The sequence below is a fragment of the Streptomyces sp. NPDC030893 genome (genome assembly GCF_055571535.1).
In genome coordinates this window covers 300,449-314,017 of the sequence record NZ_JBVIFC010000001.1, presented here as the reverse complement: position 1 = coordinate 314,017, position 13,569 = coordinate 300,449, and the positions used below count along the sequence as shown (strand labels likewise).

Here is a 13,569-nt window from a genome sequence, read left to right as displayed (position 1 = left end):
CCGCGCGACGCCCGCGCGGGCCGGGCTGTCAGGACACCACGTCCTTGCGTACGAACCCGCGGAACGCCAGCGCGAACAGCACCAGCGCGTACGTCACGGACACCGCCGCGCCCTGGATCATGCCGGACCACTCCGGGGTCGGCTGGACGGCGTCCGCCCAGGCGAACTGCCAGTGCGCGGGCAGGAAGTGGCGCCAGTCGCCGAGCGCGGTGACGGCGTCCAGCACATTGCCGACGATGGTCAGGCCCACCGCCCCGCCGACCGCGCCCAGCGGGGCGTCGGTGCGGGTGGACAGCCAGAACGCGAGGGCGGCGGTGACCAGTTGCGACACGAAGAGGTACGCCACGACGATCACCAGCCGCTGGGCGGCCGTACCGGGGTCGAGCGCGCCGCCGGTGGGGATGTGCAGGGGCCCCCAGCCGTAGGCGGCCGTGCCGACGGCGAGCGCGACGACCGGCAGCAGCACCATCGCGGCGAGGCTCAGCCCCAGTCCGACGATCAGCTTGGACCACAGCAACCGCATCCGGGGCACGGGCGCAGCGAGCAGATAGCGCAGGGAGGACCAGCCGGCCTCCGAGGCGACCGTGTCCCCGCAGAACAGGGCGACCGGGATGACCAGCAGGAAGCCCGCCGACACGAACAGGTTCACGGCGGCGAAGTTGGCGCCGGACGCGGTGGCCGTGTCCATCAGGTTCACCCGGCCGCCCGGGCGGTCGGGCTCGCCGCCGATGGCGAAGGCGACCACCAGCACGAACGGCAGCAGGGCGAGGATCGCGCCCATGACGTAGGTGCGGCGGCGCTTGAGCTGGCGGGCCAGTTCCACCCGCAGGGGCAGGGTGCGGCCCGCGCGGTAGCCGTCGGCGACCTCGGCGCGCTCGGCGGCCTCGGCGCGCTCGGTGGGCTCGGTGAGCGTGCTCATGCGGAACCTCCGATCAGGGTGAGGAAGGCGTCCTCCAGGCGGCGGTGCGGGCCGACCGCCGCCACGGGCACGTCCAGCCGGACCAGTTCGGCGATCAGGCGCGGGGCGCTGCCGTCGGCGTCGAGCCGGACCAGCAGCCCCTCGTCGGTGCGGACGGCCGAGGCGACGCCGGGCAGCGCGGCGACCTTCTCGGCGACCGGCTCCTCCACGGGCGTGACGGTACCGACGAGCAGCGTGTCGCCGGAGCCGACGATCTCGTCCACCGGGCCCGCCTGGACGAGCTGTCCGCGGTCCATGACCACGAGGTGGGTGCAGGACTGCTCGACCTCCGACAGCAGATGGCTGGAGACGATCACCGTGCGCCCGCCGGCCGCGTACCGGATCATCACCTCGCGCATCTCGCGGATCTGCGGCGGGTCGAGCCCGTTGGTCGGCTCGTCGAGGATGAGCAGGTCCGGCAGGCCGAGCATGGCCTGGGCGATGGCGAGGCGCTGCCGCATGCCCTGGGAGTAGGTGCGCACCGCGCGGGCGAGCGCGTCGCCGAGCCCGGCGATCTCCAGGGCCTCCTCAAGGTGGGCGTCCTCGGGCGGGCGCCCTGTCGCCCGCCAGTACAGCTCCAGGTTCTCCCGCCCCGACAGGTGCGGCAGGAAGCCGGCGCCCTCGACGAAGGCACCGACCCGGGAGAGCACCGGGGCACCCGGGCGGATGGCGTGCCCGAAGACCCGGATCTCCCCGTCATCGGGCCTGATCAGCCCCATCAGCATCCGCAGGGTGGTCGTCTTGCCCGCGCCGTTCGGCCCGAGCAGCCCGAGCACCTGCCCCTTCTCGACGCGGAACGACAGGTCCCGCACGGCGTACCGGTCCGCGGAGCGGGCGTACTTCTTGCTGAGGCCGGTGATCCGGAGCGGGACGTCGGCGAGTCCGGGGTCGGGGGCCGGGGCGGTGGTGCGGCGGCGGCCGGTCAGCAGCAGGACGACGGCGATCACGGCGCCCGCGACCGGCAGCCACACCACCCACGCCGGCAGCGGGGCGGCGGCCGTGCTCACACCGGGCGCGGTGGGCACGGTGAGGTCGCTCTTCAGGGAGACGGTGTACGTCGCCGGCGCGGCCGGGGAGGCGTAGCCGAGGTCGGTGGAGGCGAGGACGAGGCGCAGCCGGTGACCGTCCTCGACCTCGTGGTCGACGGCGGGGAGGGTGAGCGTCACGTCCTTGCCGGCCTTGGCGCCCTCGACCCGCACGGGGCTCACGAGCTGCGACGGCAGCACCTGCTGACGCCCGTCCGGGCCGACGTCGTACACCTTGCCGAAGAGGACGGCGTCGTCGCCGGTGGACTTCACGTGCACGGTGACGGTCGGCGAGCCGGTGATCCGCAGGTCGCCGGTGACCGGGGCGGACTCGAAGCGGGCGTACTGGCCGGGGAAGTCCAGGGAGATCCCGACGCCGAGGGAGGACAGCTGGGCCAGTCCGCCGGAGCCGCCGAGGCCGGGCAGGGCGGAGACGGCGGGCGGGTTGGCGCCGGCCGGGTTGGCGAAGCTCTGCTGGTCACGTCCGGTGAGCGGAACGGACCGGCCGCCGGCCGCCAGCCCCGGGTAACGGTCGGCGCTCGCGCCGTTCAGCACGGCCCGCCCGTCGGTGGAGTCGACGCCCCCGGTGCGGGTGACGCGGAAGGCGGGGCCGGTGTCGGCGCCCTTGTCGCCCTTCAGGTGGCGGTCGAACCAGGCACGTACGCGCTGCTCCAGCCGCCCGGTCTCCGGGTCGCCGCCGTCGTGTCCGCCGGCGATCCAGTCGACGGCGACCGGGGCGCCGTTGGCGCGGATCGCCCGCGCGGCGGCGTCGGCCTGGCCGAGCGGGAAGAGGGAGTCCGACTGGCCCTGCAGCAGCAGCGTGGGCACGTCGATGCGCTCCGCGACGGCGGACGGCGACCGCGCCTCGAGCAGCCCGCGCGCCTCGGCGTCCGGCACGCCGGACTCGGCGACCCGCTCGTACATCTCGCACAGCGCGGGCTCGAACTTCTCGCACCCGCCACCGGAGTTGACGAAGATGCCGGCCCACAGCTTCTTGAACACGCCGCCGGGGAACAGCGCGTCGGCGAGGTCGAAGTAGGTGATCGCCGGGGCGATGGCGTCGACCCGGTCGTCGTACCCGGCGCCGAGCAGGGCGATGGCACCCCCGTACGAAGCGCCCGCCATCCCCACCCGCGGATCGCCGTCCTCGTCGAGCTCGACCTCGGGCCGCTCCGCCAGCCAGTCGATCAGCCGCGAGACGTCGGCGACCTCGCCCCCCGGGTCGTTCAGCCCGATCTTCCCGTTCGACTTCCCGAACCCGCGCGCGGACCAGGTGAGGACGGCGTACCCGTCGCGGGCAAGCCCCTCGGCCTGCGCCCGCACGTCCTCCTTACTGCCCCCGAAGCCGTGCCCGAGCAGCACGGCGGGCCGGCGCCCTTCGGGTCCGGCGGTGAAGTACGCGGTGTCGATCCGCACCCCGTCGCCCGTACTGATGACCCGTTCGGCACGGCGCACCGCGGGCGCGTCGTCGGAGGCCACGGCACTCCACGTACCGGCCCCGGCCAGCACGACGACGGCGGCCACGGCGGCAGCGACCCGTCGCGTCCGCAGCCACCGCACTCCGGGCAGTCGAAGATCCATGCGTCAACCGTACGGGGTCAACCTGTCGACCAGTTGTCGACCACAGACCGAACCGGGGGGCCTCCCACAGGCGTACGGAAGCGTGGGCGCGTACCGCGTTCGTGGTACACGCCGACACAGGCGTACTCCGGCCATTGATGCGTCGGAGTACCCTCGATGGCCGCTGATCTCCCTAGGCTGTTGCCACAACGGTCGAACAGCGGGAGGAAGTCCGCCATGCCCAGGACCACACAGCTGCGTACGTACACCGTTCGTGACGGCATGCTCGACGAGTGGGTCGAACGCTGGCGGGAACAGATCGTGCCACTGCGGCTGAAGCTGGGCTTCACCATCGGCGGAGCGTGGACGGTGCGGGAGCGCAACCAGTTCGTGTGGCTGATCTCCTACGACGGTCCCGAGACTTTTCAGGAGCGCAATGCTCTGTACTGGGCATCGCCGGAGCGCGAGGCGATGAACCTGAACCCGGACGACTACCTCCTCCACACCGACGACCGCGCGGTCGAGCAGGTCCACTGATCACGGAGGGGCGAGCGGCAGCATGTGGTGTCTCCGTTCCTCTTCCGTGAGCGTACGGAAGACACGGGTCCGCGCGACCGCCTCCAGCCGGTCGTAATCCGGCTCCGCCGGCCACACCCGGGCCGTCCCGTCGGCGGACCCGGTGAGCAGCCGCATGCTGTCGCGGGACCACGCCACCGAGGTCACCTTGCCCTGGTGGACACCGACGACACCGACCTCCTCGAAGGTGGCCGCGGACCACACGCGTACGGTGCGGTCGTCCGATCCGGTGGCGATGTGCCTGCCGTCGGGTGACCAGGCGACGGCACGGACCCGTCCCTCGTGGCCTCTCAGGATGTCGATGCGACGCCCGGTGGCCGCGTCCCATACGGCGGCCGTCCAGTCACCCGAGGCCGTGGCGACGCGCGTGTCGTCCGGGGACCAGGCGGCGTCCTCGACGTAGTTGTCGTGTCCGCGCAAGATGGTCAGCTGCCGGCTGTCGCCGGTGTCCCAGAGCCGACAGGTCCGGTCGTCCGAACAACTGGCGAGCAGGCGCCCGCTCCCCGACCATGCCACGCGGCCCACCCAGTCCTGGTGTTCCTCGAACTTCATCAGTTCGGTCCCGTCCAGCGCCGACAGCACACGTACGGCGCCGTCATGTCCGCCGGTCGCGATCCGTCGGCCGTCCGGAGACCAGGAGCAGCCTTCGACAACGTCCCCGCGCCGCTCGAAAAGCGGGCGGCCGGTCCCGTCCACGACCCGAAACAGCCCATCGTTGGTGCTCAGCGCGAGGCGGTCACCGTGCGGCGAGCAGGCCACGCTCCACACCCGGTCGTCCAGACGGACGACCGGTCCGACGGGAACGCCGGTTTCCGCATCCCAGACCCGGGCCGTGCCGTCGTCGGACGCTGTGGCGACGCGGCTGTCGTCCTCGGACCAAGCAGCTTGGTTCACCGGGCCGTCGTGGCCATCGACGAGAGTGGACTCGGCGCCGCGTGGACGGAGGTCCCATACGATCCCGGCACCGTCGGTCGAACCGGTGGCAAGTTGTGTACCGGTGGGAGACCAGGTCACTCCCCACACGGTGTCGGTGTGACCGCGCAGCACCGCCAGAACCTTCGCGTCCTCGGTGCTGACAATGCGTACCGTCCGGTCGGAGGAGGCGGAGGCGAGCATCCGGCCATCCGGCGACCAGGCCAGGTTCCACACGTAGTCGGTGTGCCCCCGCAGCAGAAGTCGGAGTTCGCCGGTCTCAGCGTCCCAGATACGAGCGGTGTGATCCCCGGAGCCGGTCGCGATCCGGCGCCCGTCCGGCGACCAGGCGATGCCTTCGACGAAGTCGGTGTGCCCGGTCAGTGTCACGGAGGCCGTCCCCGTCGCGAGGTCCCACACGATCACCGTCTGGTCGTGAGAGGCGGAGGCGAGAAGGCTGTTGTCCGGCGACCATGCAACACCCCAGACGTCGTCTCCGTGCCCGTCCAGTTCATGGACGAGTTGGCCTGTCCGGGCCTTCCAGACACGCACCGTTCGGTCCCTGAACGTGGCGGCGATGTGCACCCCGTCCGGAGACCACGCCACCTGCCTGCCGATGTCACCCGCCCCCGTCAGCAGCCGTACCGGCTCCCCCGAGACGGCGTCCCAGACCCGTACGACATGGTCCCGGCCGGCGGTAGCCACCTGGGCCGAGTCGGGCGACCAGGCGACGGACTCGACCATCGCGCCGTCGGACGGCAGCGCGAGCACGGACCGTCCCGACCGGGCGTCGTAGATCCGCGCCGTCCCGTCGCGCGAGGCCGTCGCCAGCAGACGCCCGTCCGGCGACCAGGCGACGTCCCGAACCGTGTCGGTGTGCCCGTCGAGTCGCGTACGGGGGTGGCTGGCGGTCAGCGCCGTCATCAGGCCCCGCCGCGCCGAGAGCGTCGGCGTGCACTCACCGAGCGCGGCCAGTGACAGCAGCAAGGCCCGCTCGGGTTCGGTCTCCGCGCTGCTGAGAACCTGTCGGCCGATGCTGTCGGACACACGGCTGAGGAAAGCGAGGTCCCGGCGCTGGGACACCTCGACGAGGGCTCGCGCGGGCACCGACGCCTGCCCGGCCTCTTCCAGGGCTTCGAGCCATCGCTGGGCCACCGCCAGCCGTTCACCGGTGAGGAGATAGTCGGCGCTGCGCCCGGACCGCTCCCAGTCCTCGGCCCACCGCTCCAGTTCCGCACGCTCCCGCAGCCGCTCGGCCCGCGCCTCGACCTCCTGCCTGAGCGGAGCCCACTGCCGGAACAGGGCCTCGTGCGTCACCTGTGCGTACGGTTCTTGGCCGGTGACGGCATCGCCGCGTACGTCGGATCGCAGCAGCCGGGCGTCGATGAAGGCGTCCACCACGTGCCGCTCCCGGTCGGTGAGGTCCGACAGCGCCACATGACGGCGGGCGACCTCCTGCCCCTCCACGGTGACGAACTTCAGCAGCACGCGGAGGACGAAGTCGATGGTGTCACCCGTACCGAGGCCTGCCACGGTGTTGTCGGCCTGCCGCGCCAGCGCACCCGGCACACCGCCGAGCCGCTGGTACAGCTCCTCGGTGACCGTTCCTCCGGGGCCGGACGCGAAGTACAGCTCCTGGAGAAGGTAGGCGAGCAGGGGAAGAGCGTCGTCCGTGCCCGTCTCGTTCACGATGGTGTCGACCACGCCGGGTGCGAAGGTGAGGCCCACCAGCGCACCGGGCGCTTCCACCACCTCGGCGAGCTGTGCACGGCCCAGGGTGCCGATCGCAACGGGGTGCTGGAAGAGTTCGGCGTGGCCGGTGCCGAGGAGCCTTCCCAGGAGGTCCACGCGGAGCGTGGCCAGTACCCGGACCGAGGGGTCCTGCTCCAGGCAGGCACTCAGGGAGTCAAGGAAGTGGGCTCGTTCCCGCTCGCCCGCGAGAGTGACGAGTTCTTCGAACTGGTCGACGACCAGGAGTATCCGCCGGAACCGCCCTCCACGCAGCCGCGCCAGTTCGGCCCGCAGGGCGTCAGGCCCTTGGCGGAGCCGCCTCAGTACCGAGCCGGCTGCTTCCCGCTCTCCGGCGGCGGCCGCGAGGGACGCGGCAAGGGCGCCGAGAGGATTCGGACCGGGTGAGAAGGGCGGGATGACCGTCCAGCGCCGTTCTCGCAACCGGGGCAGGACCCCGGCCCGCACGAGAGAGGACTTACCACTGCCGGACGCTCCGGCCAGCAGCAACAACCGTTCCGCGGGCCGCGTCTCGGTGGCATGCAGCCTGCGCGTCAGCTCAACGGCCTGCGCCTCACGGCCGAAGTAGACGGCCGCCTCGTCCTCGTCGTAGGCGTCCAGTCCCGGATACGGAACCCGGTCACGCGGCCAGTCGGCTTGCGGCGGCGCCGGATTCTCCAGCCGGTACACCACGACCTGCCCGACCACCATGGCCACCACGAGCAGCCCGATCGCCGGGACCGAAAACCGCTGGATGACTTCGAGCGCCCACGGCGCATCGTCCGCGCTGGTGGCGTAGTTGGTGGTGATGCCGAGTAAGCAGGCAATCAGCGCCAGCGACACCTGGAGCGCCACCTGCATCCGGTGCCTCATCCGGCACCACTCACGACCACGTCTCTGCCCGACGGCACGCCCTGCCCCCGATCCACCGGCCTGGAAGAACCGGCGCCGCGTCTCCTTGACCCTCACCACGGACGGGAGAGCCCAGGTCCATCTTCCGGGGCGCCGGGTATGCGATCAATGGGGCAGGTGGGTTCCGGCCACAGCAGGTCGTACTGCGAGTGCCTGGCTCATGGGCCCTTGGGAAGCTGAGACGAACACCGGCGCAGTGACACTGACAGCGCACACTCGGCATAGGGCGCCTCTACCCGCTGGCCTGGATAGGACCACCTGAACGTGGCCTCCCTCGCATTTGCGGAGGGCCACACGTTGGTAGGAAGGACGAGGCGCCAACGGTCATGACGATGTCCGGCGTCGAAGCACCCCCACATCGGCGGGGAAGACTCGCAGGCGTGTGCCTCGCCGACGATGAACGTCGGAACACCCCCACGCAGGCGGGGAGGACTTGAGCCGATGAGTAAGACCCTCACGCTCTCGCCTTCGGCACGCGACGCGGGAGAGTTCCACGGGTCAGCAGCTACGCATCAGGCAGTTGGGCGCCGGGGTCCTTGATGGTGTTGAGAAAGGCGGTCCAAGCGGTGGCGGGGAAGCGGAGGACGGGGCCGTGCGGGGTCTTGCTGTCACGGACGGGGACAGCGACGGGGAGGCCGTCGGCGACCTCGACGCAGTTGTCGGCCCCCCCTTCGCTGTAGCTCGACTTGCGCCAGCTCACGGCACCGAGGTCGGGAGTGTGGCTCATGATCGATGTTCCTCCAGGATGCGCTCGATGAACGTCACCGAGTCCTGTGGCGTGAGCGCCACATCTCGGATCCGATCGTAGGCCAAGCGGTACGTGAGGATGTCGTCCTGTTCGTCGAGCAAATCACCTGACGAGCTGCCCTCCAAGTAGGCAACCGAGCTGCCGTCCGGTTGCCAGAGCAAGTGCAGTGAGCCACCGGGCACCGGCACAACTCCCGCGCTGAACGGCAGCACTTGGATAGTGATCAATTGCTGCGCCACGGCGCGGAGAAGGTGGGTCAGTTGGTCATCCCATGTCTTTGCATCAGCCGCGCTACGCCGTAGCGCGGCCTCATCGATGATCGCGCGGACGGTCGGACGGGGCGTTCGGTGCAGCAACTCTTGCCGCCCGATGCGGGCAATGACCTGCTCCTCCAGTTCCTCGTCGTCTCGGCGTGGCCACATGGAGAGCATCACTCGGGCGTACGACTCGGTCTGCAACAGGCCGGGGATCACCGGGGTGTACATGTGCACCACGTTGGCCGTGGCCTCAAGGCGCATGAACGCTTTGTAGTGGTCGACGAACGCATCCATCCGCGCCAGCTTCCACAGCCGTACCAGCAGATCTCCGGTCTCGTAGTACGTGTCCAGGTCCTCCATGACCGGGCGTTTGGAGATGCGTTCGGCGGCTTCCAGGCGGTACAGGTAGCTCTTGTCGTAGTTGGTGTCGTCGGCGAGTTGGCTCAGGGACTTGCCCGCCTTTTCGCGGAGGTAGCGCAGGGTGCTGCCGAGCGCGCCGCGTGCGGAGTCCTCGTTGGTGTCCTGCTGCTCCGGTCCTACGGTCATCGGCCCCGCTCCTCGGTCCCCTCGTGCCGCCTCCGCTGCCGTGTGGGGTGGCAACGCGTCGGCGCTGGTCACGTCGCCCCGCTCAGCGTGACGATTCGAGTGCAGCACGTGATGGATGACAGGAGCGGGTGAATGACGGAGAAGGAACTCGAAACAGTGATGGACGGAATTCAGCGGGCCGAGGCCGTGCGGGAGGAGTTGGGGGTGGCGCTGGCCGGCGTCGGGGTCACGCTGCCCTCGTTGGCGCTGGACGTTCCCATGGCCGCGATGTGTCACACGGAGCCGCTGATCGACCTCGGGCGCTGCAATCTCGCGACGGCTCGCAAGCTCGCGGCCGTGCTGCGGGGCGCCGCCAAGAGGGCGCGGTGAGCGAGGAGGTACGGCCGCTCACGGGGGAGGAGTGGCTGCTGTTGTTGCGGGTGCTGGCCTGCCTGAGGGCCGGGCAGGAGCGGCCGGGCGGCGATGGGGCGCCCGCGGGGTCGTTGAGTGAGCGGCTGCGGGAGATCAATCGCTGGAGCAGTCGGCAGGGCGGGCTGCGGTGATCCGGGGCTCGGAGGACGTGGACTGGCTTGCGCCGCCACGCGGCACGGAGGAGATCCCGCGCGGGGCGCTGGTGGTGGATCTGGATTCGGGGCGGGTCGGGGTGTTGCAGGACGTCACCCCGTACGTGCCTCCCTGGCGAGGGGATCAGCGGGCGCGTCCGACCGCGTTCGTGCGTCCCGTGGGTGGGGGGCGCGAGTGGACCGCCTCCCCGGAGCGATTGCGTCCGGCGGACGGCGTGGACGGCCGTCACCCCGGTCGCCCGGGGTGACGGTTCGGCGGGGTCAGTGGTTGCGGGGGAAGCCCAGGTCGACGCCGGCCGGGGCGTCGGCCGGGTCGGGCCAGCGGGTGGTGACGACCTTGCCGCGGGTGTAGAAGTGCGTGCCGTCGTTGCCGTAGATGTGGTGGTCGCCGAAGAGGGAGTCCTTCCAGCCGCCGAAGGAGTGGTAGCCGACGGGGACCGGGATCGGGACGTTCACGCCGACCATGCCGGCCTCGACCTCCAGCTGGAAGCGGCGGGCGGCGCCGCCGTCGCGGGTGAAGATCGCGGTGCCGTTGCCGAAGGGGGAGCTGTTGATGAGGTCGAGGGCTTCTTCGTAGGTGTCCGTGCGCAGGACGCAGAGGACCGGGCCGAAGATCTCGTCCTGGTAGGCCGCGGCGGACGTCGGCACCTTGTCGAGGAGGGAGATGCCGATCCAGTGGCCGTTCTCGTGGCCGTCGACCGTGTAGCCGGTGCCGTCCAGGACGACTTCCGCGCCCTCGGCCGCCGCGCCCGTCACGTACGACGCGACCTTGTCGCGGTGGGCCGCCGTGATCAGCGGGCCCATCTCGGAGGTGGGGTCGTTGCCGGGGCCGATCTTGATCTTCTCGGCGCGCTCGCGGATCTTCTCCACCAGCGTGTCGCCGATCGCGCCGACGGCGACGACCGCCGAGATCGCCATGCAGCGCTCGCCCGCCGAGCCGTAGGCCGCCGACACCGCCGCGTCGGCCGCCGCGTCGAGGTCGGCGTCGGGCAGCACCAGCATGTGGTTCTTGGCGCCGCCGAGGGCCTGGACGCGCTTGCCGTTGGCGGAGGCGGTGGTGTGGATGTAGCGGGCGATCGGGGTGGAGCCGACGAAGGAGACCGCCTTGACGTCGGGGTGCTCCAGGAGGCGGTCGACGGCCACCTTGTCGCCGTGGACGACGTTGAAGACACCGTCGGGCAGGCCGGCTTCGGAGAGGAGTTCGGCGATGCGGACCGAGGCGGACGGGTCCTTCTCGCTCGGCTTCAGCACGAACGTGTTGCCGCAGGCGATGGCGATGGGGAACATCCACATCGGCACCATCGCCGGGAAGTTGAACGGTGTGATGCCGGCGACCACGCCCAGCGGCTGGCGGATGGACGACACGTCGACGCGGGTGGCGACCTGGGTGGACAGCTCGCCCTTGAGCTGGACGTTGATGCCGCAGGCCAGTTCTACGATCTCCAGGCCGCGGGCCACCTCGCCGAGCGCGTCGGAGTGCACCTTGCCGTGCTCGGCGGTGATCAGTTCGGCGATCTCGTCGCGGTGGGCGTCGAGCAGCGCGCGGAACTTGAAGAGGATGGTGGTGCGGGCGGCCAGGGAGGACTGGCCCCAGCTCAGGTACGCCTCCTTGGCGGCGGCCACCGCCGCGTCCACCTCCTCCACGGACGCGAACGCGACCTTGGTGGTGACCTCGCCGGTCGCCGGGTCGGTCACCGGCCCGTGGTTCCCCGAGGCGCCTTCGACGGTCTTGCCGCCGATCCAGTGGTTGACGATCTTCGTCATGACCGAGAACTCCTTCGCAGTGGGCGGCGTCGGGTGGAGACGTGCCGTTCGTGCAGTTCGCGCGGCTCGTGCGGTTCCTGCGGTTCGTGCGGCTTGTGCCGCTCGATGTCCTTATCCCACCAGTCCCGGGGGGCCTGGCGGGACCGACACTGTGTCGGCCGTTCGGGTCCGGGAGTGGACACATGGGAGTGCGGCGGAACCTCCGGCGCGGGGCCGCGGCGGGCGGGGAGTCTTCGCTCGCACTTCGCTCCTGCCAAAGCGAAGCGGCCGCCCGCGCCGGAGGCGATCGGTGGGGTGCCGGGGGTGGCACCCAGGGGGACGTACGGTCCGGTGGGGACATACGGTTCGGTGAGTGCGTACGGTTCGGTGAGTGCGTACGGTTCGGTGAGCGCGTACGGGCCGGTCATGTGACCGCTCCCGCGGCGAGCGCCGCCTCGATCTCCGCGGGGGTCGGCATCGCGGAGGAGCACTCCAGGCGGGAGGCGACGATCGCGCCGGCGGCGTTGGCGTGCCGCATGACCGTCTCCAGGTCCCAGCCGGACAGCAGGCCGTGAACCAGGGAGCCGCCGAAGGCGTCGCCGGCGCCGAGACCGTTGAGGACGTTCACGGGCAGCGGCGGCACCTCGGCCGACTCCCCGTCACTGTTCATGGCCAGCACGCCCTTCGGGCCCTGCTTGACGACCGCGGTCTCGACTCCCGCGGCGAGCAGGGCGCGGGCGGCAGCGTACGGTTCGCGCTCCCCCGTGGCGACCTCCACCTCGTCGAGGTTGCCGACGGCGACCGTGGTGTGGCGCAGGGCCTCGCGGTAGAAGGGGCGGGCGGCCTCGGGGTCGGTCCAGAACATGGGGCGCCAGTCGAGGTCGAAGACGGTGGTGCCGGACTTGGCGCGGTGGGCCAGGGCGGCGAGCGTGGCGGTGCGGCTCGGCTCCTCGCTCAGCCCGGTGCCGGTGACCCAGAAGACGCGCGCATCGCGGACGGCGTCCAGGTCGAGGTCGTGGGCGTCGATCTCCAGGTCGGGGGCCTTCGGACGGCGGTAGAAGTAGAGCGGGAAGTCGTCCGGCGGGAAGACCTCGCAGAAGGTGACCGGTGTGGGCAGGCCGGGGACGGGGGTGACCCAGCGGTCGTCGACGCCGAAGTCCCGCAGGGCCTCGTGGAGGTACGTGCCGAAGGGGTCGTCGCCGGTGCGGCTGATCAGCGCGGTGCGGCGGCCGAGGCGGGCGGCGGCGACCGCGACGTTGGCCGCCGAGCCGCCGAGGAACTTGCCGAAGGTCGTGACCTGCGGCAGCGGCACGCCCGTCTGGAGCGGGTAGAGGTCCACTCCGATCCGCCCCATGGTGATCAGGTCGTACGCCATCACGGTCGTCCCTTCGCACGGCTCGTCGGCACATACGGCCTCGCGGCCGGACGCCCGGCGCTGCGGCCGGTCCGGCTGCCTTTCGGCTCTCCAGGGTTTCTAGCCCGGCCGGGAAGCCATGTCAATGTTTTGTCCGGACATTCGGACGAGAACATGGCGGGTGCCCCGCCGGCCCTGGTGCCGTACCCCGGAAGTCAATGCGCCCCGCCGGTGAGCCGGGGTGCGCCCGTGCGTCACTCCTGTCACAAAAGCTCCCGTCCTGTCACGGGTGTCACACGTGTACGGTCCGTCGGTCACGTCCGGCGCACAGCCCCTGCCCTGCCGTCGGCCGGTCTCGTTCACCGGGCACAACGCATGCCTGATCACCAGCGCGGCACCCGGCTCCCCCTGACGGCCACCCCCGGCCGCCGCCGTGGTGCGCGCGGGGAGGTGCAACCCATGACCGACCGACGGCTGTGGTCCTACAAGGACATCGCGGCCCACATCAAGGTGCAGCCGGACACCGTGCGTTCCTATCGCAAGCACGGACTGCTGCCGCCACCGGACCACGTGGAGGGCGGCAAGCCGTACTGGTACGCCGACACGGTCCGCGCCTGGGTCGCCGCCCGCCCGGGCAACCGGGGCCGCAGGGACGGCTGACGCCGGGAAAATCGGCTGTGCCCCGCC

General features: G+C 71.2%; 11 protein-coding genes and 1 pseudogene. 4 read left to right on the top strand and 8 right to left on the bottom strand.

Going from position 1 to position 13,569, the window contains the following annotated elements:
• Window positions 1–28: 28 nt before the first annotated feature.
• Both ACZ434_RS01395 and ACZ434_RS01390 read right to left on the bottom strand, forming a co-directional pair.
• Window positions 29–919, bottom strand: a complete 891-nt coding sequence (locus ACZ434_RS01395; protein WP_468450554.1) for an ABC transporter permease — start codon at window positions 917–919, stop codon at window positions 29–31.
• Window positions 916–3,564, bottom strand: a complete 2,649-nt coding sequence (locus tag ACZ434_RS01390; RefSeq protein WP_468450552.1) for an alpha/beta fold hydrolase — start codon at window positions 3,562–3,564, stop codon at window positions 916–918. Before ACZ434_RS01390 ends, ACZ434_RS01395 begins: the two co-directional genes overlap by 4 nt.
• A 216-nt stretch (window positions 3,565–3,780) precedes the next feature.
• Between ACZ434_RS01390 and ACZ434_RS01385 the strand changes: the two genes are divergently transcribed.
• A complete protein-coding gene (locus ACZ434_RS01385) occupies window positions 3,781–4,080 on the top strand; it encodes an NIPSNAP family protein (RefSeq protein WP_468450550.1) in 300 nt (99 codons plus the stop codon).
• On the opposite strand, the gene ACZ434_RS01380 is transcribed toward ACZ434_RS01385, so the two are convergent.
• The 3 genes from ACZ434_RS01380 to ACZ434_RS01370 form a co-directional block, all read right to left on the bottom strand.
• Entirely contained in the window at window positions 4,081–7,620 is a 3,540-nt protein-coding gene (locus ACZ434_RS01380; protein ID WP_468450548.1) for an nSTAND1 domain-containing NTPase, read from the bottom strand.
• 556 nt (window positions 7,621–8,176) lie between these two features.
• Complete coding sequence (locus tag ACZ434_RS01375) at window positions 8,177–8,398, bottom strand: DUF397 domain-containing protein (protein ID WP_468450546.1); 222 nt, start codon at window positions 8,396–8,398, stop codon at window positions 8,177–8,179.
• Window positions 8,395–9,222, bottom strand: a complete 828-nt coding sequence (locus ACZ434_RS01370; protein ID WP_468450544.1) for a helix-turn-helix domain-containing protein — start codon at window positions 9,220–9,222, stop codon at window positions 8,395–8,397. The genes ACZ434_RS01375 and ACZ434_RS01370 overlap by 4 nt, the downstream gene beginning before the upstream one ends.
• A 132-nt stretch (window positions 9,223–9,354) precedes the next feature.
• Between ACZ434_RS01370 and ACZ434_RS01365 the strand changes: the two genes are divergently transcribed.
• Together ACZ434_RS01365 and ACZ434_RS01360 are read left to right on the top strand one after the other, a co-directional pair.
• On the top strand, window positions 9,355–9,591 hold the full coding sequence (locus ACZ434_RS01365; protein ID WP_468450542.1) for a hypothetical protein: 237 nt from the start codon (window positions 9,355–9,357) through the stop codon (window positions 9,589–9,591).
• Window positions 9,588–9,764, top strand: coding sequence for a hypothetical protein (locus ACZ434_RS01360; protein ID WP_468450540.1), 177 nt, complete (start codon window positions 9,588–9,590; stop codon window positions 9,762–9,764). Before ACZ434_RS01365 ends, ACZ434_RS01360 begins: the two co-directional genes overlap by 4 nt.
• A gap of 282 nt (window positions 9,765–10,046) precedes the next feature.
• On the opposite strand, the gene mmsA is transcribed toward ACZ434_RS01360, so the two are convergent.
• From mmsA to iolC, 3 genes and pseudogenes are all read right to left on the bottom strand, one after another.
• Window positions 10,047–11,549 (bottom strand): CoA-acylating methylmalonate-semialdehyde dehydrogenase, encoded by a 1,503-nt coding sequence (gene mmsA, locus ACZ434_RS01355; protein WP_468450538.1) that lies wholly within the window; start codon window positions 11,547–11,549, stop codon window positions 10,047–10,049.
• 194 nt (window positions 11,550–11,743) lie between these two features.
• A pseudogene (locus ACZ434_RS01350) lies at window positions 11,744–11,836 on the bottom strand (5-deoxy-glucuronate isomerase); the annotation flags it as partial.
• A 116-nt stretch (window positions 11,837–11,952) separates the two neighbouring features.
• Window positions 11,953–12,903 carry a 5-dehydro-2-deoxygluconokinase gene (gene iolC / locus ACZ434_RS01345; protein ID WP_468450536.1) on the bottom strand — a complete coding sequence of 317 codons (951 nt, stop codon included), beginning with the start codon at window positions 12,901–12,903 and terminating at the stop codon, window positions 11,953–11,955.
• Between the two features lie 438 nt (window positions 12,904–13,341).
• Here iolC and ACZ434_RS01340 point away from each other — a divergent pair, with 438 nt between their 5' ends.
• Window positions 13,342–13,542, top strand: a complete 201-nt coding sequence (locus ACZ434_RS01340; protein ID WP_468450534.1) for a helix-turn-helix transcriptional regulator — start codon at window positions 13,342–13,344, stop codon at window positions 13,540–13,542.
• The last annotated feature ends 27 nt before the right edge of the window (window positions 13,543–13,569 follow it).